The sequence below is a fragment of the Aminicella lysinilytica genome, from assembly GCF_004362975.1.
GTDB classification, from domain to species: domain Bacteria; phylum Bacillota; class Clostridia; order Peptostreptococcales; family Anaerovoracaceae; genus Aminicella; species Aminicella lysinilytica.
The window spans coordinates 6152-30145 of record NZ_SNXO01000017.1; the positions used below are offsets into that span (position 1 = coordinate 6152).

The 23994-nt window shown below is 46.7% G+C and carries 18 protein-coding genes, 1 tRNA gene and 1 pseudogene; 15 read left to right on the forward strand and 5 right to left on the reverse strand.

Annotated features, from left to right (window positions below; genetic code table 11):
• Positions 1-180: 180 nt before the first annotated feature.
• Together EV211_RS05570 and EV211_RS05575 are read right to left on the reverse strand one after the other, a co-directional pair.
• A complete protein-coding gene (locus EV211_RS05570) occupies positions 181-1533 on the reverse strand; it encodes an MATE family efflux transporter (RefSeq protein ID WP_243108548.1) in 1353 nt (450 codons plus the stop codon).
• A gap of 92 nt (positions 1534-1625) precedes the next feature.
• Complete coding sequence (locus EV211_RS05575; protein ID WP_133528438.1) at positions 1626-2051, reverse strand: MarR family winged helix-turn-helix transcriptional regulator; 426 nt, start codon at positions 2049-2051, stop codon at positions 1626-1628.
• A gap of 136 nt (positions 2052-2187) precedes the next feature.
• Between EV211_RS05575 and EV211_RS05580 the strand changes: the two genes are divergently transcribed.
• The 11 genes from EV211_RS05580 to EV211_RS05630 all read left to right on the forward strand — a co-directional run bounded on the left by EV211_RS05580 (position 2188) and on the right by EV211_RS05630 (position 11849).
• Positions 2188-2373 carry a hypothetical protein gene (locus EV211_RS05580; RefSeq protein ID WP_133528439.1) on the forward strand — a complete coding sequence of 62 codons (186 nt, stop codon included), beginning with the start codon at positions 2188-2190 and terminating at the stop codon, positions 2371-2373.
• 16 nt (positions 2374-2389) lie between these two features.
• Positions 2390-2932: a hypothetical protein gene (locus EV211_RS05585; RefSeq protein ID WP_133528440.1), complete on the forward strand. Its 543-nt coding sequence runs from the start codon at positions 2390-2392 to the stop codon at positions 2930-2932.
• Positions 2910-3581, forward strand: a complete 672-nt coding sequence (locus EV211_RS05590; RefSeq protein ID WP_133528441.1) for an HAD family hydrolase — start codon at positions 2910-2912, stop codon at positions 3579-3581. Before EV211_RS05585 ends, EV211_RS05590 begins: the two co-directional genes overlap by 23 nt.
• 78 nt (positions 3582-3659) lie before the next feature.
• Entirely contained in the window at positions 3660-4187 is a 528-nt protein-coding gene (locus tag EV211_RS05595) for a nitroreductase family protein (protein ID WP_133528442.1), read from the forward strand.
• Positions 4188-4319: 132 nt separating this feature from the next.
• Entirely contained in the window at positions 4320-5540 is a 1221-nt protein-coding gene (locus EV211_RS05600) for an MFS transporter (RefSeq protein WP_133528443.1), read from the forward strand.
• A gap of 96 nt (positions 5541-5636) precedes the next feature.
• Entirely contained in the window at positions 5637-6344 is a 708-nt protein-coding gene (locus EV211_RS05605; RefSeq protein ID WP_133528444.1) for a response regulator transcription factor, read from the forward strand.
• The gene (locus EV211_RS05610) at positions 6337-7821 is read left to right on the forward strand and encodes a HAMP domain-containing sensor histidine kinase (RefSeq protein WP_133528445.1); all 1485 of its coding nucleotides are present in this window, start codon (positions 6337-6339) and stop codon (positions 7819-7821) included. Before EV211_RS05605 ends, EV211_RS05610 begins: the two co-directional genes overlap by 8 nt.
• Before the next feature lie 22 nt (positions 7822-7843).
• On the forward strand, positions 7844-8572 hold the full coding sequence (locus EV211_RS05615; RefSeq protein ID WP_207667994.1) for a beta/alpha barrel domain-containing protein: 729 nt from the start codon (positions 7844-7846) through the stop codon (positions 8570-8572).
• A gap of 98 nt (positions 8573-8670) precedes the next feature.
• Positions 8671-8746, forward strand: a tRNA-Lys gene (locus tag EV211_RS05620).
• A gap of 389 nt (positions 8747-9135) precedes the next feature.
• Entirely contained in the window at positions 9136-10350 is a 1215-nt protein-coding gene (locus tag EV211_RS05625) for an IS256 family transposase (protein ID WP_133528446.1), read from the forward strand.
• Positions 10351-10676: 326 nt separating this feature from the next.
• A complete protein-coding gene (locus tag EV211_RS05630) occupies positions 10677-11849 on the forward strand; it encodes a cation diffusion facilitator family transporter (RefSeq protein ID WP_133528447.1) in 1173 nt (390 codons plus the stop codon).
• Positions 11850-12102: 253 nt separating this feature from the next.
• Here the strand turns inward: EV211_RS05630 and EV211_RS05635 are convergent, their stop codons facing one another.
• The 3 genes and pseudogenes from EV211_RS05635 to EV211_RS05645 all read right to left on the reverse strand — a co-directional run bounded on the left by EV211_RS05635 (position 12103) and on the right by EV211_RS05645 (position 17153).
• Positions 12103-12372 carry a cysteine-rich small domain-containing protein gene (locus EV211_RS05635; RefSeq protein WP_133528448.1) on the reverse strand — a complete coding sequence of 90 codons (270 nt, stop codon included), beginning with the start codon at positions 12370-12372 and terminating at the stop codon, positions 12103-12105.
• Between the two features lie 108 nt (positions 12373-12480).
• Positions 12481-15880 (reverse strand): annotated as a pseudogene (nifJ, locus tag EV211_RS11125) (pyruvate:ferredoxin (flavodoxin) oxidoreductase).
• Between the two features lie 325 nt (positions 15881-16205).
• Positions 16206-17153: an AEC family transporter gene (locus tag EV211_RS05645; RefSeq protein WP_133528470.1), complete on the reverse strand. Its 948-nt coding sequence runs from the start codon at positions 17151-17153 to the stop codon at positions 16206-16208.
• Positions 17154-17308: 155 nt separating this feature from the next.
• On the opposite strand from EV211_RS05645, the gene EV211_RS05650 reads away from it, so the two are divergent.
• The 4 genes from EV211_RS05650 (at position 17309) to EV211_RS05665 (ending at position 23987) form a co-directional block, all read left to right on the forward strand.
• Positions 17309-17722 (forward strand): hypothetical protein, encoded by a 414-nt coding sequence (locus EV211_RS05650; protein WP_133528449.1) that lies wholly within the window; start codon positions 17309-17311, stop codon positions 17720-17722.
• 26 nt (positions 17723-17748) lie between these two features.
• Positions 17749-19065 carry a zinc ribbon domain-containing protein gene (locus tag EV211_RS05655; protein ID WP_133528450.1) on the forward strand — a complete coding sequence of 439 codons (1317 nt, stop codon included), beginning with the start codon at positions 17749-17751 and terminating at the stop codon, positions 19063-19065.
• Positions 19066-19096: 31 nt separating this feature from the next.
• On the forward strand, positions 19097-21952 hold the full coding sequence (locus EV211_RS05660; protein WP_133528451.1) for a UPF0182 family membrane protein: 2856 nt from the start codon (positions 19097-19099) through the stop codon (positions 21950-21952).
• A gap of 115 nt (positions 21953-22067) precedes the next feature.
• Positions 22068-23987: a type I glutamate--ammonia ligase gene (locus tag EV211_RS05665; RefSeq protein ID WP_133528452.1), complete on the forward strand. Its 1920-nt coding sequence runs from the start codon at positions 22068-22070 to the stop codon at positions 23985-23987.
• Positions 23988-23994 lie beyond the last annotated feature (7 nt).

Consider the following 23994-nt stretch of genomic DNA (forward strand, 5'->3'; position numbering starts at 1 on the left):
GAGTGCAGCTAGCACAGAGCCGAAGGCGATGGTGGTAGCGTGGCACTCTACGGCCGGAGACCTATGCAAATTTATGGAAGGTCCCCCGTCAGGAGTGCAGCTAGCACAGAGCCGAAGGCGATGGTGGTAGCGTGGCACTCTACGGCCGGAGACCTATGCAAATTTATGGAAGGTCCCCCGTCAGGAGTGAGCCTTACCCAGCCTCATCATCTTCCTGGTAGCCCTCACGCAGAGGAAGGCGGCCAGAGCAGTTGATAGAATATCGGCTACCGGCTGGGCCCAGGCCAGACCGTTGATACCCATCAATGCCTGGAGTATAAACAGCATTGGAATGTAGATCAGGCCTTGACGGCTCAGGTTGACGATAAGTGAGGAAGTAGCGTCGCCCATGGCCTGCAGAGTGCTTATAAGCACATAGAATATGCCGAAGAGAAAGCTGGTGCAAAGCAGGATCCGCGAGAATTCCACTGCATATTCGAAGGCTTTCTCATCAGACAGGAAGGCGTGGACTATCTGATTACAGAACAGGTAGCAAGTCGCAGTCAACACGACGCTTAGGATCAGAGCGAAGACCATGGAAAATTTCAGGACTTTTTTGTAGCGATCCCACAGATTAGCCCCGACGCAATAGCCCAGTAGTGGCTGCACGCCGTTACCAAGGCCTATGCAGATCATTCCTGTAATCATAGTGACCTTCATAGCAACGCCGATGCCGGCCAGTGCCATATCTCCATAAGAGGCCATCTGGCTATTGACGATGATCTGAGAAATACTCATAAGCAGTGAGCTCAGAGACGCCGGTATGCCTATGGCAAGAACACCGCTGCAGACTTTATCTTTCAAAGTCACATACTTAGGACTGATACTGAGCATGGACTTTCCCCGCCAGAAGTACACCAGATAATAGCCGGCGCCGAAGACATTGCCGATGACAGTAGCGATGGCCGCACCCGCGATATTCCACCCAAACCCCAGGATCATGATTGGGTCCAGAACTACGTTGATAAGGTTGCCTATGAGCTGGCCCATCATGGCTTTCCGGGATTGGCCTTCAGCTCTGAGGATGTTGGAGTAGCAGTTTCCTATGAGCACGAAGGGCCCACCTATGCATACTATGTTCAGGTATGTCTTCGCAAGATCCCAGGTGGCGTCAGTAGCGCCGACTAGTTTCAGGATCTGGCCCATGAAGATCCAAAAGAAAACTGACATGATGACCCCGACTATGATGCATCCCCACATACAGAAAGCACAGACTTTTCTAGCATATTCAGTGCGCTTTTCGCCCATGGCTCTGGAAATAACTGATGTGCCGCCGATACCGAAAACAGAGCCGACGGCCATGAATATGAGGAATATAGGCGTCGCAAGGGATACGGCTGCCACTTGAACGGCGTCGTGAGTTTGACCGATGAAAAATGTATCGGCCAGATTATATATGAGGACCATGAGCATGGCCGCCATAGCTGGCAGAGCGTTGTTGAAAACCGCCTTGCTAATGGATCCTGATTCGAATTCCTGTAATTTTTCATTCATAATATCTGTCCTTTCACAGGACACAAACTCAATAGCACGCTATTGATTACCCCTTGATGAATGCCTGCCACAGTGACAGGCATGAGTTATAATTATTTAATAGTGTCTCTGACTTTTCCCAGCATAATTCGGAAATCCTTGCGTTCAGTTTCCGTCAGAGACGATAACAGATGCTCTTCAGCAATATTCATATTCTCCTCGGCTGTCTTGCAGCACTGCTTGCCGCGGGACGTGAGACGAACCAGCTTTATTCTTTTGTCCCCCGGGTCGCCGAAACTGTCGATCAGATCCTTTTGTTCCAGCCTGGTGATAACGCCGGCGGCCGTGGACTGGGCCACCTTCATGTACTTCTCGATTTCCTTCAGTGGAAGCTCCTGACCGGGCGTATCATCGAGTAACATCAGCACACCGACCTGAGCCATAGTCAAGCCGTCCCGCCTGAGCATATTATTGGATTCTTTCTCCAAGGCGTCATGAAGTTGCTTGATCATGAAGCCGCATTTATCTTTAGTATCCATAGTTATTCTCCATTCGATAGTATGATATTAAACCCATTACAACAAAAAGTCAATAGCATGCTATTAATTTCTTGCAAACTTACGCAGGCGATGATACAATGGCAATAGATAAACAGATGCAAGGGGGTACATGAATATGATAGGTAAGGAAATCGCCCAGTACAGCGGTAAGGTCGTGGACAAAACCACCCTTGACAGGATCGCTTCGTCTGAGAATGTGAAGGTGGTCAGGGATTGCGGCATAGACGGGAATCATCTGGGGAAGAAATGGTATGTTATCGTGTTTAAGGACGACACGGAAATCAGCGTTTACGTGAAGTGAGAGTCTGGGGGGAGTTATGAGGAAGAAAATTTTTGTAATATTTATGATATGCCTGATGGTGGCATTCTGCTTCGCCTGCGGCAGCAAGAGTTCCACTAAGGATAAGGACAGTTCCGGCAGTAAAAGTGATACGGAGCAGGCTCAGAGCGGTGATTCCGGCAGCAGCGACAGCACAGAGAAAACCGACGAGGGCGACAGCACCGATCCTGCCAACGAGGACACTACGGCGGCTACTACGGAGAATAAGACTGATGCGCAGGCATCCAAGTTGTACATTGGCACATGGAAACTTAAGGGCCTTCTGGATAGCGATGGCAGTATAACTGACGCAGGATCCTGCAAGTACATCGTTAATAAGGACGGCAGTTACACAGCCAAGGGAACTATCGACGGCAAGGACATCGCCGAGAGCGGGACTTGGACACTTAATGGCAAGAAGAAGCTCGTGGCAGGGGATCAGACTCTGGGTATCAACAGCGACGGATACATGCTGAGATACTCGGGAGAGAGAAACGGAAAGGGATATAAACTGTACTATGCATTTAAGAAGAGTAAATAGCACTGAGCTGATCGCAGGGGCGATTTTCGATGTAGATGGAACGCTTTTAGATACGATGCCCGTGTGGCACGACGCGGGGGCCAGGTATCTGGCGACCCTCGGTATCAAGGCGGCAGAGGGTCTGGGTGACCGGCTCTTCGTGGAGACCGTTGATTCCGGCGCCCAGTTCATGATAGATGAATATGACTTGGAAATGACGGTCCCGGAGGTCAGCCGCGGCATCAACGAACAGATGGAGCAATACTATTTCGACGAGGCACCGCTGAAGGAAGGCGCACTGGAACTGCTGCAGCGTATGGATGCGGCCGGTATCCCCATGACCGTGGCGTCATCTACGGATCAGTATTGCATCGACGCGGCCTTTAAAAGGCTCGGCATTCAAGACTACTTTCAGGCGGTTTTGTCCTGCGGAGACTTCGATACAACAAAGGCCAGCCCGGCGATTTTCTTTGAGGCTGTGTCACAGATGGGCACGGAGATACCCCTGACATGGGTCTTTGAAGACGGTCTGTACGCCATTAAGACCGCCAGAGGCGAGGGCTTCCGTACAGTGGGCATTTACGATGAAGTCAGCGAGGCCGATCAGGAAGATATAATCAGATACTCGGACTATTACTACAGGAGTTTAGCAGACTTCGAAATAATATAAATCATAACAGAAGCCGTATGTTTCAAAGTACGGCTTTTATAGTATAATGGAAACATAGTGAACAAGGAGGTAATTTTAATGAATACATTAGATGCAATTGCTAAGAGATGCTCATGCAGGGTGTATAAGCCAGAGCAGTTAAAGGATGAAGATCTGAAGAAAATCATAGAGGCAGGCAATGCCGCTCCGGTAGGAATGGGAAAGTACGACACGCTGAAATTTACAGTAGTACAGGACAAGGGACTCATTGAGAAAATCGATGGAGCCGGTGCCAGCTTTTTTGCTAAACAGGGTATAGATATCCCTCATCCGCTGTGCAGCGCGCCTACATTTATAATGGTTTCCGGAGCCGCCGGAGATATCACTCCTATGAACACAGCCTGTGTCATTGAGAATATGATCATCGAGGCTACGGATCTGGGCGTGGGTTCATGCTACATCATGGGCAATGTGGCTGCCATCAAGGGAAATGAAGGATTCAAGGCCGCTCTCAGGATCCCTGAGGGATTCGAGATGGTATCGGGGCTGATCCTGGGTTACCCTGCAGAGGAGCCTGCAGCCAGAGAACTTGTGACCGATAAAATCGCGGCAGAATATATCAAATAAGAGGGAAAATAACATGGAGCTGTGACCGTTTGCGGATGCGGCTCCTATTTTTGTTTGAAAAATGCTGATAATTTGTTATAATATTCCCTGTGGCAGAGGGATGACTTCGCTGCGTCAGGAAGGAAACTAATAATGAATAAACTGCTGAATTTTGAATACGCTACCATTCACGGAACATACTGGATGATTTATGCCAGCTGCGCAAGCTTCGCGTCGGTGTTCCTGCTGGGTAACGGATATTCCAATTCTGAAATAGGCATTATCATGGCCGTAGCCAATGTGCTGGCCGTAGTAATGCAGCCGCTGACTGCCGACCTGGCAGACAGGTCCAAACGTTTTCCCATCATCAGCATTACGGAGATAATGACGTTGATGATGATGGTTTTCACGGCATTCATGTTCATACTTCACGGAAGGACAATGGCCCTTTTCGTCATTTACGTTTTGCTCCTGGCCTGGCACACGGTGCTGCAGCCTCTGTTCAATTCATTGAACTTCAAACTTCAGGAGTGCGGTGTCCATCTGAATTTCGGCGTCTGCAGGAGCATGGGCTCCCTGGCCTATTCGGTACTGTGCCTGTTCCTGGGAGACCTGGTAGAGAGATGCGGCATATCCATTCTTCCCATAACCAGCGAAGTGATGATGGTGCTGCTCATGATCAGCATAGCCATGACGGCCAGGCAGTATCATAAGGTCATGAAGGTCAACGAGAAAAAGCTGGCTGAGGCGAAAGCAAAACTGCCGGCGGAAGAGTCTGAGGAAATCAATCTTATTGACTTCGTCAAAAGGAACAAATTGTTCTTCGTGTTGCAGATCGGCGTGTTGCTGGTGTTCATAGAGAATCAGGTGCTGAACAATTTCATGCTGCAGATAGTTACCAATGTCGGCGGTACGGAAACGGACATGGGCAGGATATTCTCCCTCATGGCGTTCTTGGAAATACCTACGTTATTCTGCTTCGACTGGATAAACAAAAGGTTTTCCTGCGGTTTTCTGCTGAAGGTAGCGTCCGTTGGCTTCACTCTTAAGATAGGCGTAGTTTTCCTGGCACAGTCGGTAGCTATGATTTTCGCCGCGCAATTCCTACAACTGGTAAGTTTCGCGCTGTTCCTGCCGGCCATGGTACACTATATAGATGAAATCATGAGCAAAGGTGAGGCTGTAAAAGGTCAGGCTCTTTACACGATGATGATAACCGTGAGCTCGGTGCTGGGAAGCCTCTTCGGCGGCGTGATCCTTGATTTCAGCGGCGCCAGGATGCTGACTATGTTGTCAACCATACTGGCAGCTATAGGGACTGTCATCGTTATCGTCATGGTAGATAAGGTCAATGCTAATCTTAAAAATTCTTAATAAATGTTAAAAATCACGAAACCACTATACTTAGTGGGCAGTTTTGATATAAAATGTAAAGGTTACGAGAGGGAACAGGGAAGAAAGGTTGCAGTTATGCATGATAGAATATTAATTGTAGATGACGATCCGAACATCAGAGAAGTGCTTACGGTGCTCCTCAGCAGCGAGGGATTCGATGTTGATGAGGCGGAGAACGGTAAGCTGGCAGTTGAGAAGGTATATAGCGATGAATCTATCGACTTGATAGTGCTGGATATAATGATGCCGGAAATGGACGGAGTAGAAGTGTGCGCCAAGGTGAGACAGAAGTCTCAGGTGCCTATTCTCTTCCTTACAGCCAAGTCTCAGGATCAGGATAAAGTCGAGGCCTATACCAACGGCGGCGATGATTTTCTGGTCAAGCCATTTTCACAGACTGAGCTTCTGATGAAGATCAAGTCGCTCATAAGACGTCACAACGAGTATGATAAGGTGGAGGTCATGGCCAAAGCCGATGATAATAAGGAAGTCCTGGCGGAAAACGTCGTAGTAGATGTGCGGACCAGATCCGTTCGTAAGGATGACACCAGAATAAACCTGACAGATAAAGAATTCGACATTTTAAGATATTTTATGGACCACAAGGGAGATATAGTTCAGAATAAGGACCTTTATGAAAGTGTTTGGGGTGAGAAATACCTGCCTTCAGCAGGTAACACTATCATGGTTCACGTTTTGAACCTGCGTAAAAAGCTGGAAGACGACATCAATAAGCCGAAGATTATCAAGACCGTGTGGGGAAAGGGATACCGCATTGAGTAATGACAGATCCTGGGTAAACTTCTTCACGAAGAAAAGATTCCTGTCCCTGAATTTCAAGCTGGCAGTGGCTATTATCGTAGCGGCTCTGCTGGCAACAGGGACCCTTTTAGGGTGCAATCTACTGGAGAATCAGGTGGCTGATAAGATGTTTTTGTCCAAATCCGCAAAGACCAAGGCTATAGATCAGAAGTATTCTGACCTTACGGCATATATCGGGAAACATGATGTGAAGGCTACGGATACAGCTGCTTTGAAGAAGTGGATGAAGGATGAGGACTACATGGGCTTCATCGTTTATGATAACAACGGCGATCTTTTCTCTGCAGGATGGATCACCGATACCGGCAGTAATGCCGGCTCCCTGACTGGAGACTCCAATGCAGCCAGTAACAGGAAGGATGCGGCTACATCAGATAAAAAAGAGAGAATAGACGCCAGCAAGTTCAAGAGCGACCTGTACAACAGGATAGTGAAATTTGCTGACGGCGATTATTACGTGTTTATAAACGTATATAAGGAAAACTACTGGTACAGTATCATGAACATAGTGAAGATATTATTGTCTGCTATGGTATTCCTGCTGGCCATTCTGGTATATAACAGCTTCGTTTTGCGCAGGGTCATCACTTTGTCCGATGACGTCCGAAAAATCAGCGAGGGAGACCTTAAGCGTAACATTGCCACAGTCCACAACGATGAGATCGGCAAACTGGCCGGCAGTGTGGACACCATGCGCAATGCTATTCTGGAGAAGATGGATAATGAGAAGGCAGCCTGGGACGCTAACACTCAGCTTATAACGTCAATGTCTCACGACATAAGGACGCCGCTGACCTCGCTCATAGGCTATCTGGATATAATCGAGGGTAAGAAGTTCAATTCCTACGAGGAACTGGATAAATATATCGCTTCCTGCAGGGAGAAGGCTTTCCAGCTGAAGGACCTGTCTGACAAGCTGTTCCAGTATTTCCTGGTATTCGGCAATAAAGACCAGGGCAAGAATATGGAAAAGCTCGACGCGGGTATTTTGTTCCAGCAGATCCTGGTGGAGCATGTGGCGGAAGCCATCAGTTACGGCAACAATATCAATCTGCAGTACAACATTCCAGAGCAGATAATGGTAGAGACGGATATTTCGTCACTGCGTAGATTGTTCGATAACCTTTTCTCCAATATCATGAAGTACGCCAATACCAAATTCGCAGTGGAGGTCAAGGCTGATGTCATCAGGGACAAGATCAAGATCGTCCTGCAGAACCATATCTGGGACGAGGCCAAGAAGGTTGAGAGCACAAAGATAGGCGTCAAGACCTGCAAGAAGATATGCGAGGATATGAACGGTACCTTCAAGGCTATGGAGGAAGAGAAGATATATACTACGGAGATACTTTTCCCTATAGTCGAAGGGGATGAAGAGGAACCGGAGGATGAGGCTTCAGCCAATGGGACGGCAGAAGCACCAGAATATAAGTCATAGTATGATTTAGGGGGGCTAAATTATGGCACATAAGGAAATACCGAGGATAAGCGGAACACTCCGCGCTAAGTCTATCCAGATACCTGAGGTGATCTGGTCAGCAAAGGGAATGGTAGTATTGGGCAGAAGAATCAAATCCTGCCTGTTTTCAACGGATATAGCGGTGATACGTAACTGCAATGCAGATTCAGTGCTTGCAGTCTACCCTTTCACGCCACAGCAGATCATATCGCAGACGATAATCAATGCTTCGTCTATTCCTGTATTCTGCGGCGTAGGCGGCGGAATGACCAACGGTTTCCGCTCGGCTCTGATATCCAAGGATGCCGAGGCCCAGGGCGCCTTCGGCGTAGTAGTTAATGCGCCTATGGTCAACGAGAATATCAAGCTGATCAAGAAGCTCATAGACATACCGGTCATAGCCACCGTAATAAATGAGGATACAGATATACAGAAACGCCTTGATTCCGGCGTATCCATACTTAACGTATCTGCGGCTGCCAAGACGGCAGAGCTGGTCCGTCACATCAGAAAAGAATTCCCTACAGTTCCTATTATAGCCACGGGCGGCCCAAGCGATGACTCTATCAGAGAGACCATTGATGCAGGCGCCAATACCATAAGTTATACTCCGCCGACAACGGCAGAGATCTTCAGCGATATCATGGCTTCCTACAGAAAAGAGCAGGATGTTGTGGACAATCCGGAAGATAAGGATGCGGCTTTGGAAAACATGTTGGAACTGATATAGAAAAAACCATTGAAAAAGGGCAATTTCTTGTTGACATTGCCCTGTGAAAATGGTAATATATCAAATGTGCCACGAAACAGGTACATAATCAGACATGTGCACCATTAGCTCAGCTGGGAGAGCACCTGACTCTTAATCAGGGTGTCGAGGGTTCGATCCCCTCATGGTGTACCAATAAAAAACAGAGTGAATTTTCACTCTGTTTTTTATTGGTATTTACAATGTATGAGGGGATCGAACCCGAAAGGGCAGTGCCGTAAAGGGGCTGTCGCATCAGACTAATGAATACACCATCTTCACACGATCAACACTTTTGAAATTTTCTACTTTTAAGGCGGTTTTTGCTCATCCAGTAGAAAGCCAATCACGTCTGCGGTTGTGAAAACAGGAAAACGGCAAAAAAATGTTATTCTTGGATTATAATTCAGAGAAACTAACTCTCTGTCTTGATAGTGGACATATAATGGTGTAAATTCATTAAATAAAAAAAATGAGCACATAGCTCTAATTTCAGTTAAAATGTAATTGGACAAAAACAACTTGTAACTGAAAGGAGTAGAACTATGGCTCAATTACATTTTACATTAGATAGCGAAATTTTTACAGGACTTTTTTCGAAAACCAAAGATGAGGCTTTTGGTATATTGATGGAAACTATCCTCAATACAGTACTCGAGGCGGAATCAACAGAACAACTTGGTGCAGAGAATTATGAAAGGACGGAGGACCGAACCGATTACAGAAATGGCACCAGAACAAGAGACTTGAACACAAGAATCGGTACGCTGGAGCTGAAGGTACCTCGACATAGAGATGTGCCATTTCAGACTACACTCTTTGAAAATTATCAAAGAAATGAACAGGCTCTGATTGCAACGATGATGGAGATGGTGACCCAAGGCGTATCAACACAAAGCGTGAAAAAAGTGACTGCTGAGTTGTGTGGCGAGACATTCTCGAAATCAACAGTTTCTGAGATATGCAAGGGGCTGGATATTCCGGTAAAACAATTCAAGGAACGACTTCTTCCAGAGAAATATCCGTTCATTATGGCAGATGCGATATATGTAAAGGTGAGAGAGGATCATAGAATCAGATCCAAAGCGCTGTTTGTAGCAGTTGGAATAAATACCAGCGGACATAAAGAAATCATAGGGTTCGACATATATGATACAGAATCCGAAAGTACATGGAAGGAATTCTTTGAAGGCCTAAAAAGCCGGGGACTACGTGATGTTGATATCATTACTTCAGATGCCCATACCGGGCTGGTAGCTGCGATCAAAGAGTCTTTTGTGGGCGCATCGTGGCAAAGATGCCAGGCCCACTTAAGGCGTAACATATTGAGCAGATGTCCTAAACGATTCATGGCAGGGTTGTCGTCCGAATTGACGGATATGTTCAACTCATCCACTATAGGAGAAGCACGTCGATTGAAAGATACCATCTGCGAAGAGTACAAGGACAGCGCCAAGGACTCTATGGCTATACTGGATAGTGGATTTGAAGATAGTATGATAATAATGGCACTACCATCAAAATACAGGAAGTCTCTAAGAACGAGCAACACTATTGAACGAGAAAACCGGGAGATAAGAAGACGGGAAAAAGTGATACAGATATTCCCGAACTCTGCATCTGTGATCCGACTCATAGGGGCGGTACTTCTGGATGACCATAACGATTGGACAACGCTTCCGAGGCTGTTTGATATGAAAGATTACTATGAAAAGCGAACAAGTATAATGATAAAAATACAAAGCGGGAATGCTGCATAACTGATGGTGATACATTTTAACTGAAGTGAATTTACACACAAATATGGACTTGACACTCTGTCTTCTACTACAAAAGCAATTTCCATGTTTTAGTAGAAAAAATTGGTGATTGCTTTAAATCGAATTAACAGAAAACACTTATTTCATCGATTTTTTCTACTATAGCAACAATTCGGCCTTGCAAAGTAGAAAATTTCAAATGTGAAGAAATCAAGCTATGGCTTTGCAAGGAAATGAGGGAATCGGACTCGAAGCAAGGTTGCAATCAGACTGTAAAACGGCTAAAATATTCTTATTCGGTATAGGCTGCAGAAGGTGACGGTAAAATGACTAAATTACTTATTAAATTATTTGTAAAAGATTATAAGAACACTGACGATGTCAGGGTCCGGGAGAGCTACGGGAAATTTTCCGGAGTCGTGGGCATAGTGTCAAATCTCGTTTTGTGCGCGGCTAAGATCCTCATAGGTATCATATCGGCCAGCATCGCCATTATTGCTGACGGCATCAACAACCTTTCTGATGCGTCGTCATCCATAATCACCCTGGTGGGATTCAAGTTGGCGGCTTTGCCCGAGGACAAGAAGCATCCTTACGGTCACGCCCGCATCGAATATCTGACGGGGATAATAATTTCTATCATAATAATTTTCGTCGGCGGATTGCTGCTGAAGTCATCGGCCGGGAAGATCCTTCACCCTGAGCAGGTGGAATACACGGCTGTGACCATAATTGTTCTGGTAGCAGCCATCGGTATCAAGCTCTGGCAAAGCGCGTTCTACGGCTATGTGAGCCGGGCTATCGATTCCGTCACAGTCAAAGCTGCGTCGGCTGACAGCAGGAACGACGTCATATCAACGGCTGCCGTCCTTCTGGGCGTTATCATCACCAAGTGCTCCGGCCTTGTTCTGGACGGTTACATCGGCTGCGCCGTGGCGTTGTTCATAATCTGGTCCGGCATCGATCTTATCAAAGAGACGTCCAGCCCTCTGCTGGGCGAGGCGCCTGATGAGGATCTGGTCAACAACATCAAAAAAATCGCCGAGGGATACGACGGCGTTCTGGGCATTCACGATCTGGTGGTGCATAATTACGGCCCGGGCAAGGTGTTTGCGTCTATGCATGTGGAAGTAGATGCAACAAAGGATATTATGGAGTCTCACGATATGATCGACAACATCGAGCGGGAGATAGGGGAAGCTCTGCATGTGCACTTCGTCGTACATATGGATCCGGTCATGAAGAACGATCCGGAGTTGGATGAGGTGAAGCACATTGTCTGCAACTGCATTGATGACATGGACGGAGTCCTGAGCATGCACGACCTTCGCGAGGTCAAGGGGCCTACCCACACCAATTACATTTTCGATGTTGTCCTTTCACCGGAGTGCAGACTGCCGGAGGACGAGATCCACGACACCATAGAAGACGCCGTGAAAAAAGCCCGCATAGATTCCTTTGTTGTAATAACTTTCGACAGATCGTACACGGGGCTATAACCGTTGCAATGACAAGCGTAGCAGATTGTATTCTCAAAAAAACATAATTATTTTCAAAAATTATGTCACAAAATGCCTCGAAAAACAGTTTATATATATAGAAGGTCTGTTAAAAGGAACTTTTATAGGGGAAATTTGTTCAGAGGAGAAGTGGATATTGGAGATGAATCTAAACAATTCAGAAAAATCGCCATCAGATAGTTGATCTGATGGCGATGGATATCTTTGCCGATTTCAGCCACGCTGAGGCCGGCTATTTTTTCTGTGCAAGTTCTTTGATCTGATCAAAGTGGGCCGTGATGTAGTCGAAGGCTTTACGGGTGTGGGGGATCATGCAGTCGCTGCAGTCCTTGATTCCGTTTTCTGTGTATTTGAAGTTGCCGCCGCATTTATCGCCCAGGGCGTACAGGGGGCAGTAACAAAACAGACAATTGAAGTCGTCGGGGTTCTTTACCTTATGACATGGGAAAAACTCGCAGTCTTTATGGGAGAAGAACTTAAAATTTTCAGTTTGAGTTTTCATATTTTCTACCTTTCTTAAGTACTAATATATAAAGGCAGTATAACATATACTGCAAGAAAAAGGAAGAATCATGCAGCCACATGATTCTTCCTTTTTCGTTTATTGATATTATTCTTCAGCCATTTTTTTGTATTCTTCGTAGCGCTTCCTGGCGTCCATTTCTGTTTGCTTGAAGAGCTGGTCGCTGGTCGTCGGGAACTCCTTGGCCAGGGCCAGATATCTGGTCTGTCCCATGATGAAATCCTGGAAGGAAGCCGTAGGCTCCTTGGAATCTAGAATGAACGGGTTGCGTCCTTTCTTGGACAGATCCGGGTTGTAACGATAGAGACTCCAGTAGCCGCAGGATACAGCATCTTTAATGTTCTCCTGAGTCTTCCCCATGCCCTTCTTGATACCGTGGTTGATACATGGCGCATAAGCTATGATCAGTGACGGACCGTTGAATGCCTCAGCCTCAGTGATAGCCTTTAGGAATTGAGACTTGTCAGCCCCTATGCCTACCTGAGCCACATATACGTAACCATAGGCCATAGCCATCTTGCCCAGATCCTTTTTCTTGATCTTTTTGCCAGAGGCCGCGAACTTAGCCACGGCTGCAGCAGGCGTAGCCTTAGATGACTGGCCGCCGGTGTTGGAGTACACCTCTGTGTCGAAGACGAGAACATTAATGTCCTCGCCCGACGCCAGAACGTGATCCAGACCGCCGTAACCAATATCGTAGGCCCAGCCATCGCCGCCTACAGACCAGATAGACTTCTTCACGAGAAAATCTTTATAGCGGAGTATTCTCTCTGCAATCTTCAGGACTACTTCGTCATTGGTCTGGATGTTTTCCAGAGCCTCTACGACGGCGTTGCTGGTGCGGCGGGATTCCTCGCCGTTGTCCTTGTATTCCAGCCATTCGCGGAATACATCCTTAAGATTATCATCTATGTCAAGCTCCATGATAGCTCTCATGTTGCCTTCGATCTTTTCTCTTAACTGCTTGGTAGCAACTGCCATGCCGTAGCCGAATTCAGCATTGTCCTCGAATAGAGAATTGGCCCAGGCCGGACCTCTGCCCTGATCGTCCTTGCAGAATGGTATAGACGGAGCTGAGGCGCCCCAGATAGATGAGCAACCTGTGGCATTGGCTATCATCATCCTGTCTCCGAAGAGCTGAGTCAACACCTTCATATATGGAGTTTCGCCGCAGCCAGCACAGGCACCGGAAAACTCGAAGTAAGGCATACGGAACTGACTGCCTTTGACGGATTTTTTGTCTAAATCGATGTCCTTCCTGCTGAGGGTCTGGGCGTAATCCCAGTTATCAGCCTGGCTGACTTCATCGTCATAGGCAGACATAGTCAAAGCGCTTTCCTTAGCCGGGCAGATGTCGGCGCAGTTGCCGCAACCCATGCAGTCTAATGCAGAAACCTGCATTCTGTAGCGGTAATTTTCTAAAGCCTTGCCTTGGGCCTTGATAGTCTCGAAACCTTCCGGAGCATCGGCCGTCTCGTCTTCGGTCAGCAGGTAAGGCCTGACGGCCGAGTGAGGACAGATGAAGGAACACTGATTGCACTGGATGCATTTGGTGCTGTCCCAATGAGGAAGATGCACAGCTACGCCGCGCTTTTCGTAGCGGCTTGTCCCTAGCGGGAATGTGCCGTCGGCCAGATTCAGGAAGCTGCTCACAGGCAGATCGTCGCCTTCCTGACTGTTGACAGGAATCATTACCTGATCAACATATTCCGGCTTGGTCAGATCCTTCTCGCGACTGTCAGGAGCGTCCAGCCATTTATGCGGAACATTGACCTCTTCGATGGCGTCGATGCCCTTGTCTACAGCCTTGCAGTTCATATCGACTACAAGTTGCCCCTTTTTCTTGTAGGTTTTCTGGATGCCTTCCTTCAGATATTTGATGGCGTCATCTACAGGTATGACCTTAGTTAGTTCGAAGAAGGCCGCCTGCATGATCATGTTGATCCTGCTGCCGAGACCGATGGCCTCGCTGATCTTCCATGCGTTGATTATGTAGAAGCGGATATTCTTCTTGGCAAGCAACAAAATCCGCCTGGTTGATTGAGTATGCGGACTTGATAGGTTTGTCGCCGAAACGTAGGTGAGACACAGTCAGGCCGCCGGACTTTTTCGAGTCATAGGCAAAGTACCCCTGAGCGTACATGTCCGTTTTGTCGCCGATGATTTTGATGGCCGTTTTGTTGGCACCAACTGTGCCATCAGAGCCCAGGCCCCAGAATTTACATTTGATGGTGCCGGCCGGCTCGCGAGAAATGCCCACGGTGTAAGGCAACGACAGACCTGTCACATCGTCTTCAATGCCCACGGTGAAATGATCCTTAGGATGCTTGTGATAGAGGTTGTCAAAGATTGACTGGACCATGCCTGGCGTAACGTCTTTGGAACCGATGCCGTATCTGCCGCCGTAAACGTCAGGGGCGTACTTTTCCCCATAGAGCACGGCTTTCACGTCTTCGTACAAAGGTTCACCGAAGGCGCCGGGCTCTTTGGTCCTGTCCAGGACGGCGATCCTCTCAGCGGTTTTCGGCAAGGCTTCCAGGAAGGCCTTCTTAACAAAAGGTCTATAAAGCCTTACCTTGATGAGGCCGACCTTGTGGCCGTCAGTCAGGAGTTTGTCCATGGATTCTTCTATAGTCTCGCAGACCGAGCCCATAGCCACTATGATGTTCTCCGCATCAGGAGCTCCTACATAGTCGAATAACTTATAGTGCCTTCCTGTAAGATCGCCTATTTTGTCCATATAGCCCTGAACGATATCAGGAAGCTCGTCGTAATATGTATTGGACGCCTCTCTTGACTGGAAGAAGATATCCGGATTCTGAGCAGTGCCTCTCATTACTGGATGATCCGGGTTAAGGGCTCTGGCTCTGAAAGCATCTACGGCATCTGTGTCTACCAGCTTCTTCAACTCATCGTATTCCAGAACTTCGATTTTCTGAATCTCGTGGGATGTGCGAAAACCATCGAAAAAGTGCAGGAGAGGCAGGCTGCCTTTAATTGCGGAAAGATGAGCGACTGCCCCCAGGTCCATTACCTCCTGCACAGAACAGGATGCCAGCATGGCGAAGCCTGTCTGCCTCGTAGCCATTACATCAGTATGATCGCCGAAGATGCAGAGGGCGTGAGTCGATACGCTCCTGGCTGCCACATGAAAAACTGCCGGCAACATTTCGCCTGCAATTTTGTACATGTTGGGGATCATAAGCAAAAGCCCCTGGGATGATGTATATGTTGTAGTCAGAGCTCCTGATGTCAGGGCTCCGTGGACTGTGCCAGCGGCACCGGCCTCTGACTCCATCTCCGCCACCTTGACAGTCTGGCCGAAGACATTCTTCCTGCCGTAAGCCGCCCACTCGTCTACGGCCTCAGCCATAGGGGATGACGGGGTTATGGGGTATATGGCCGCCACATCGGTAAGTGCATAAGATACCTGCGCTGCCGCCGTATTCCCGTCCATAGTTTTGGTTCTTCTTTTATTATTAGTCATAAGTTTCTCCTCCAATTCTCAGAACTTGTACTAATTTAGGTGCATAGGTACAACTCTAAAACATATGAAGGCCTCAGTCAATATTGTTCGCAAAAGAATACAAAATACTTTATGTGACTTAAGCACAATTTAATTATGATAATTTGTATGACATACACAAATAGTTATGAAGCCCATAAGTAAAAACTAAAGTTGATTTTTTGTGGAATCAAGTGATATAATAATAATGTTGAGTTGCAAAAGCGTAAGTCCAAACGGACTTGCGTTATTTTTTTGCGGCTTTTAGTAATGTTAAAGAGAGGTAATACATGGACTAAATAAGGTTTTACAGGAATCCCATGGTCTTCAGTATGAAGAGCCACATGGTCAGGGAGAAGGCACTGAACAGAGTGGTCAGCATGACGGTGCTGCTGGTAAGGGTGCCTTCGTGGCCCATTTCCTTAGCCATGACGTAGCAGCTGACAGTGGAAGGTGAGCCACACATTATGAGGGCGGCAACCAGTTTGTCCTGGCGGAAGCCCAGGGCTATGCCTATAGGCAGGAAGATACAACAAAGCCCGAAGAGCTTGATGAAAGCTCCCAATCCGGCGGTGCGAATGCTTGACAGGGCTTTTTTCATATCGAAGGTGGCGCCCATGGCCATAACGCCCAGAGGCGTCGCAAGTCTGGCTACGCTGCTGACCGTCGTGTCAAGGACCTTTGGCATAGGTAACTCTAGAAGAGACCAAAGCAGGCCTGCCACTATGCCAAGAATTATGGGATTAGTCAGGATGCCCTTGACAGTCTTGGCAAGTAACTTTTTGTCCATGGGGCCGCGGTCAGGCTTATAAAATGAAAGGTCTATTACGGCCGCGATGTTGTAAAGCGGCACGGCGCCCAGTATCATCAGAGGAGTCATGCCGGCGTTGCCGTAGATGTTCTCAACTAGGGTCACGCCCAAGATGGCGGCGCTGCTTCTGTAGGCCACCTGAATAAACTCCCCTTGAATATTTTTGTTCCTAAGCAAATATGAAATGCCGGTGACCAGCAAGATGCTTGCCGCCGTGGCGCAGAAACAGTATGCGACATATTTCAGATCCCAGACTTTGTAAAAGTCTTCCCTGCACAGGTCGTAGAATATGAGCACGGGCAGGGCGATCCTGAAGACGAAGGAATTCATCTTAGCGACAAAATCGTCGGTGAAGATGCCAACGCGCATAAAAAACATGCCCAGGAGCATCAGCAGGAATATGGGCATAGTGGCATTTAAACAAAAGACCAGATTACTTAGCATAACTATCAAAGTCTACCTTTCCGAATAATTATCTGTAATTCTACTCTACAAGAAGAATAATGTCAAAAAAACCTCTGAAAATGCACCGTAGAGTTTGCCATGAGGGAAGATTTATTGTATAATATGAGGAAATATATGCGGGAGGAGGTCGCTGAATGATCATAGTTAACGGCATAGGCACTAAGACGCTACTTGCAATAGTATCTATATTGATTATACTGATAGTTGTTGCTATAGTCATAGCAGTGAAAAACTCCAGAGCCAATAAGAAGAAGGATGCGCTTCTGAGCAGAATCAGCGGATCCGTTGAGGAGATAAACAGCAAACTCGGAGATAGTTTTCAGGAGCCGGTCGGCGGCGCAGAAGCTGCGGACGATACCAGGGCTCACGAACTCCGGGTGGTGTATATAGATAACAGAGTTGAAAAGAATGGGGATCCGACCATAGTCGTCCAGGAAAAGAGCGCTCATGAGCCGAAGAAGGTCCTTAAGTTTACCGACATTGACTGCGCCGTAGATAAAAACGGCAGAACTTATACTATAGAAGAATTAAGAGAACAGATAAGATAGTCAGTATTCAATTGCGGGAGGCAAGTATGTATTGTAAAAAATGTGGACATCAGTTAAACGAGGAAGACAGGTTTTGCCCTAACTGCGGCGCTAAAGTCGAAGAGAGGGTCAATATGTTTGCGGAAAACGATTTTGTTCCACCTTTCAGGCAGACTACCCATGATGCACAGAATGCGGGGGTCCAGAAGGATGACGAGGACAAGAAACCAAAGAGAAATTTCCAATTTGAAGAATTTAACTGGGATCTTGATGGTTATCCCTCAGAACAGGGTATAAGGAAAACAGACGACATAGATTTCAATTGGGAATCTGTCATGGATGAACGGAAGAGAAAACGTGAAGAGGAAGGCGCTTCGGCATTCTTTGAAAAGAAGGACGGCGAGGATAAGCCGGTTGCAGCAGCAACGCCACCGGCTGAAGAGGTGTCGCCTTTCACAGGTAAAGCTTCAGAGGAGGAGCCGGCTGCAGAGGAGAAATCCCTTGAAGAAGAGATATTCGGAGATGCAGGACTCAATAATGGAAGTTTTTCGAATACACGGATCGTAGATGATCATGTGGACCTTGGAAAGACTACCAAGATAGACAAGTTCTATACATATAACAAGAAAAATGAAGAATTCCAGGCTTTGCTGGATCAGGAATATCGCAGACTGAAAGATCATACAGAAGGCGAGGAGGAACCTGATTACGGCGCTGCCGCTGAGAAGATAGAGACGGAAAGCACGGAAACGGTCGGGAGACCTGAGCCTTCGGTACAGGAGACTGAAAGACCAGTACAGGAAGCAGCGGTGCCTGAGGTAGAAGTGGTAAAGGCTACATACAAGGGCGGACCTGAATACATTGGAGTGTCCGTGCCGGAAACGCCGGCAAATATTATAGCCTACGATCAGTATACAGAGGCGCCTGCAGATATACAGACTCCGGAAATCGATACTGAAGGCGCCATGGTTGAGGCTGTGGCAATCGTAGGACCGGAGACGCCGGAAACGGTAGTAGCCGGGGCAGAAAACAGTGCAGTAATAGAGAAAGAAGAGACCGAGAAGGCAGAGACTGAAGAACCTGCAGCCAGTGCAGCTGCGGCAGGAGGTTCAGCCGGACCGGCAGAAAACAAGCTCACTTTTGGAGACGTCTTCGCAGATGATGAAGATGAAACCGGAAAGGGTGAGGATGGGCCGAAGAAGCATACTTTCCTCAAGGTGCTTGCAGTGATACTGAGCATACTGGTGGTTATTCTGGTAGTGATAATATGTATCAAGGTATTAGCGCCGGAAAGTGCGGCATCTATAAAGATCCAGGATGTTTACAACAATCTCTTTGGATCAGTGGGGTCATTATTTGGGTAAGTTATTTCTGAAGTTGTAGGAGGATGAAGAATTGAAGGGAGCAAGAGTTAAGTCAGAGGATAAACCTCAACGCAGACTCAGTATTGTGATCCTGTTCATCGTGATAATAATCGGGCTATTTTTATTATTGGTCAATTTTATCACTGACTGGATGTGGTTCGCTGAGATGAAGTATGTTAGCGTATTCTTCAAGGAGCTGTTTACACAGCTTAAGATAGGAATACCGACTTTCATAGTTATCGGTCTGCTGATGGATATTTATTTTAGCAGGTTAAGGAAGGGATATTTCGCTCATATAGCGTCTCATGAAGAGACGGATATGAAGAAACTGGGACGTTATACTAAAATAACGGCTGCAGTTTTCGCACTTATTATAGCATTTTACGCATCAAGTAAATTGTGGTTCAAGATACTGGAATTCAGTAACAGCACTACATTCCACAAGAAGGATCCGCTGTTTGGACTGGATATAAGTTTCTATGTCTTCAAGCTGGATTTCCTGAAGGAATTGAATGAATTGCTCATAGGAGTGATCCTGCTGTTCATAATAGTGACTTTGATCTATTATATGATCCTGATCACTATGCACAGCCCTGACATCATGGAAGAAGACGATTCAACGGCTGACTTTACTGATGATGGTGAAAGATACACAGGAAGCAACAATCCGTTCGGCGATGACTCGCCATTTGGAAAGTTCTTCGGTGGAGTTACAGGTAACGCAAGGAAGCAGTCTCGCCCGCAGAAGCATTTCGACGATAAGAACTTCAAGCAGTTACTGCAGATAGCGTCTGCACAGCTGACAGTTCTGGGAGTCGTATTCTTCATAATGCTGGCCATAGAGTTCTTCCTTAAGCAGTTCGATCTGCTACACGCCCATACGGGTACTGTATATGGAGCCGGATTCACAGATGTGAACATTACTCTGTGGGTTTACAGGATACTTGCAGTGCTGGCCGTTATAGGAGCTATAATGACAGTTGTCTTCATCAAGAAGAAGCAGCTGAAGAAGGTATTCACAGTTCCTGTAATCATGGTTTGCGTAGGAGTTGCCGGTATCGTAGTAGGTCTGATAGTCCAGAACCTGGTTGTATCACCGGATGAACTGAATAAAGAAGCTAAATATTTATCAAGAAACATTGAATATACTCAGTCAGCCTATCAATTGAATGACGTCACTGTCAAGCAATTCGCGGCAGATGAGAATCTGACCAGCGCGGATATATCGGAGAACAGTGCCACCATATCCAATATCAGGATCAATGATTATTCGCCTGTAAAGACGTTCTATAATCAGACTCAGAGTATCAGACAGTACTATAAATTCAACGATGTAGATGTCGACAGATATACTATCAACGGTAAGTTGACTCAGACTTATCTGTCTATCAGAGAGATCGATGAGAGCAAGATAAGCGATACATGGCTGAACAGACATATCAAGTATACTCATGGATACGGAGCCACCTTATCCAAGGTAAACACGGTAACAGCCAGTGGCCAGCCGGATGTGCTCATCAAGAACATACCGCCTGAGTCAACAGTAAACGAGATCAATATAACTCAGCCGAGGATATACTTCGGAGAACTGACCAACGACTATTCGCTGGTTGACACCGACGAGGATGAATTCGATTATCCTGATGGTTCGGATAACAAGTATACCAAGTACAGCGGCAACGCGGGAATCAAGCTGAACTTCTTCGCCAGAGTCATGTTCGCTATAAGAGAGAACAGTCTGAAACTTCTGGTATCGACTAATATCGACAGCGATTCCAGGATAATCATCTACAGGAATGTAGAAGAGAGAGTTCAGAAGATAATGCCGTACTTAAGCTATGAGGATGATCCTTATGCAGTAACGGTAAATGGAAGAATCTACTGGATGGTAGATGCTTATACGACAAGCTCCTATTATCCGTACTCAGAGCCATATAGCGGAGTAACAGGAAGCGCTAACTACATTAGAAACTCCATCAAGGTAGTTGTAGATGCTTACAACGGCGACGTTAATTACTACATAGTAGATAAGACAGATCCAATAGCTAAGACATATCAGAAGATATATCCGAAGCTGTTCAAGGATTTCGAAGAGATGCCGACGGCTCTGCAGTCCCATATCAGATATCCTAATGCTTTGTTCGAGATACAGGCGAATATGTACACCCGTTATCACATGAGCAACTACAAGGTATTCTATCAGAATGAGGACCAGTGGAACATAGCCAACGAGACCTATGGAACTAAGAACAGGAAGATGACGCCTAATTACTACATCATAAACCTGCCGGGTGAGAAGAATGAAGAGTTCATAAGCTCTATACCTTATACACCTAAGAGCAAGTCAAATATGACGGCATTGTTCATAGCCAGAAATGATGGGAAGAATTACGGAAAACTGGTATTGTATCAATTCCCTAAGAGTAAGACCGTTTACGGGCCTGAACAGATAGAGGGACTTATAGACCAGAACACGGAGATATCCAAGGACTTCTCCTTGTGGAGTTCTGCGGGATCTGACTACAGTCGAGGGAACCTCTTCGTAATACCGATCAAGGATTCGCTCCTGTACGTAGAGCCGATTTATCTGGAAGCATCTAATGCAGCCATACCGGAAGTCAAGAGGGTAGTAGTTGTATACGGAGACCAGATAGCCTACGAGTCGACCTTAGGCGACGCATTGAAGTCGCTCTTCGGTAGTAGCGGAGGCGCAGATACTACGGGAACGACAGTTTCTGACAGTAATAAGAAATTATCCAAGAGCGAATACATCCAGAAAGCTCAGGACGCTTATGACAGTGCTCAGAGCGCTCTGAAGGATGGCGACTGGACTGCTTACGGTAAGTACATGAAGGAGCTTTCCAACTATTTGGGCAAGCTATCATAAATCGTGGGAACACGTAAACAGAAATAGTATAATAACCGTTTTTGGGACATTCATATTGGATGTCCCAAAAACCTTTTTGTAAATCGAGCAATTTAAGTAAAAAAGGAGTGATAAAATGCTGGAATTTAACCTTGATGATATGCTGTTCAACATACCTCCCCATATGCATTCGAAAGATGATATCGTGACTCTGCTTCAGGAACATCCTGAGGTCCAGTTCGTTTCACTGGTAGGCATAGATATGGGCGGTCATGATACAGATGAGAAAATACCTGTAGGACTTTTTATCGATGACATCGATAAGCTATTGATACATGGCGTGCAGACAGACGGTTCCAGTGTTGCTCTCCCTAAGATAGCGGATCTGGGCAATGCCAAGGTGGACATAATTCCGGATCTGGCAGTCAACTGGTATGTTGACTATAATTTCAGAAATATATGCACAGCTACGGGCCTTCCTGTAGGAACTTTGAGGATACCGGCTTTCCTGGTACACAATGAGAATTTCGAATGTTGTTCCAGAGCAGTACTGAGAAATGCTATAACATATCTCAAGTCTCAGGTAATGGAAGAACTGAAGGCTCACCCTTATGTATTCAAGTATATCCAGGGTGCAGACAGCGTAGCTGATATAGATAAACTCATGGTCACCAGCGCAACGGAACTGGAATTCTGGGTCAAGACTCCAGATGATAAAGGTGACAGAGAGCAGCTTTTCACAGCTCAGGTCCTGAAGGAACAGTACTGGAAGAGGACATACGGCGAGGTAAGAACGGCTCTCGAGGAAACACTGGTCATATTGGACAAGTATGGATTCGGAGTAGAAATGGGTCATAAGGAAGTCGGCGGCGTCAAGGCGAAGATGGGACACAGCGGTCATTATGATCACGTTATGGAGCAGCTTGAGATCGACTGGAAATATTCAGACGCTATGCAGGCGGCTGATAATGAGAATCAGGTCAAGTACGTTGTCAGAGATATCTTCACCAGGCATGGCCTGGATGTGACGTTTATGGCTAAACCTTTCGACGGCGTAGCGGGCAGCGGAGAACATACGCATTTGGGCCTGGCAGCCAAGCTGAAAGATGGCAAAATGACAAGCCTTTTCGCACCGGAGAATATGAAGAAGGACTTCATGAGTCCTCTGGGATTTGGAGCTCTTATGGGCATCCTGAAAAACTACGAAGTGATCAACCCGTTCATCAGTTCATCTAATGACTCGCTGAACAGACTGAAACCCGGCTATGAAGCGCCGGTCTGCATAGTGACCTCGCTGGGCAAGGCAGTTGATAAGCCTTCCAGAAACAGAACAGTACTTGCAGGTCTCATAAGAGACATCAACAATCCAATGTCTACAAGGTTCGAGCTGAGAGCACCGAACCCTAAGAGTAATACATATCTGGTATTGGCCACATCGTATATGGCCATAATAGACGGCATCAACGCTGCACTGGCAGCAGAGAAGACGCCTAGTGAACTGGAAAAGTCCCTGTCTAAAAAATACGGAGAAGATGATTTCTACCTGGAGAAGGACAGAGAATACAGAAGTGAAGAAGATGTATTCGTATATTATTCGGAAGAAGAGAGAGAAAAACTCTTCGGTCGGGCTCCGTCGACGGTGTGGGAGAACCTTAAGGCTTTCGATGAGCATCCGGACAGGATAGAGGCCTTCAAGGCCGGTGACGTTTTGCCGCAGATACTTCTGGACTCATATGAAGCTCAGACTTTGTCCCAGTGGAAGACGGAACTTCATGACAGGCTGATACCTAACACCATGGACTTTATCAGGACCTGTAAGAAACGTCATAACGAAGATGATTACTCTGACTATGATGTGAAGAACTGGCTGGAGATCGATAAGATCCGTCATGACCTGGGCAAGGATACAATTACTCAGAAGAGCCTGCTTACCAGGACAAAAGAGGCTTTGGATGCGGAAGATTACGATCAGGCTTCAGAGTATCAGCTGGAGATACAGCATAAGGTTGGAGCCCTGACAGACCTGTATTACAAATATAAAAAGAATCTATTATAACGGGAGA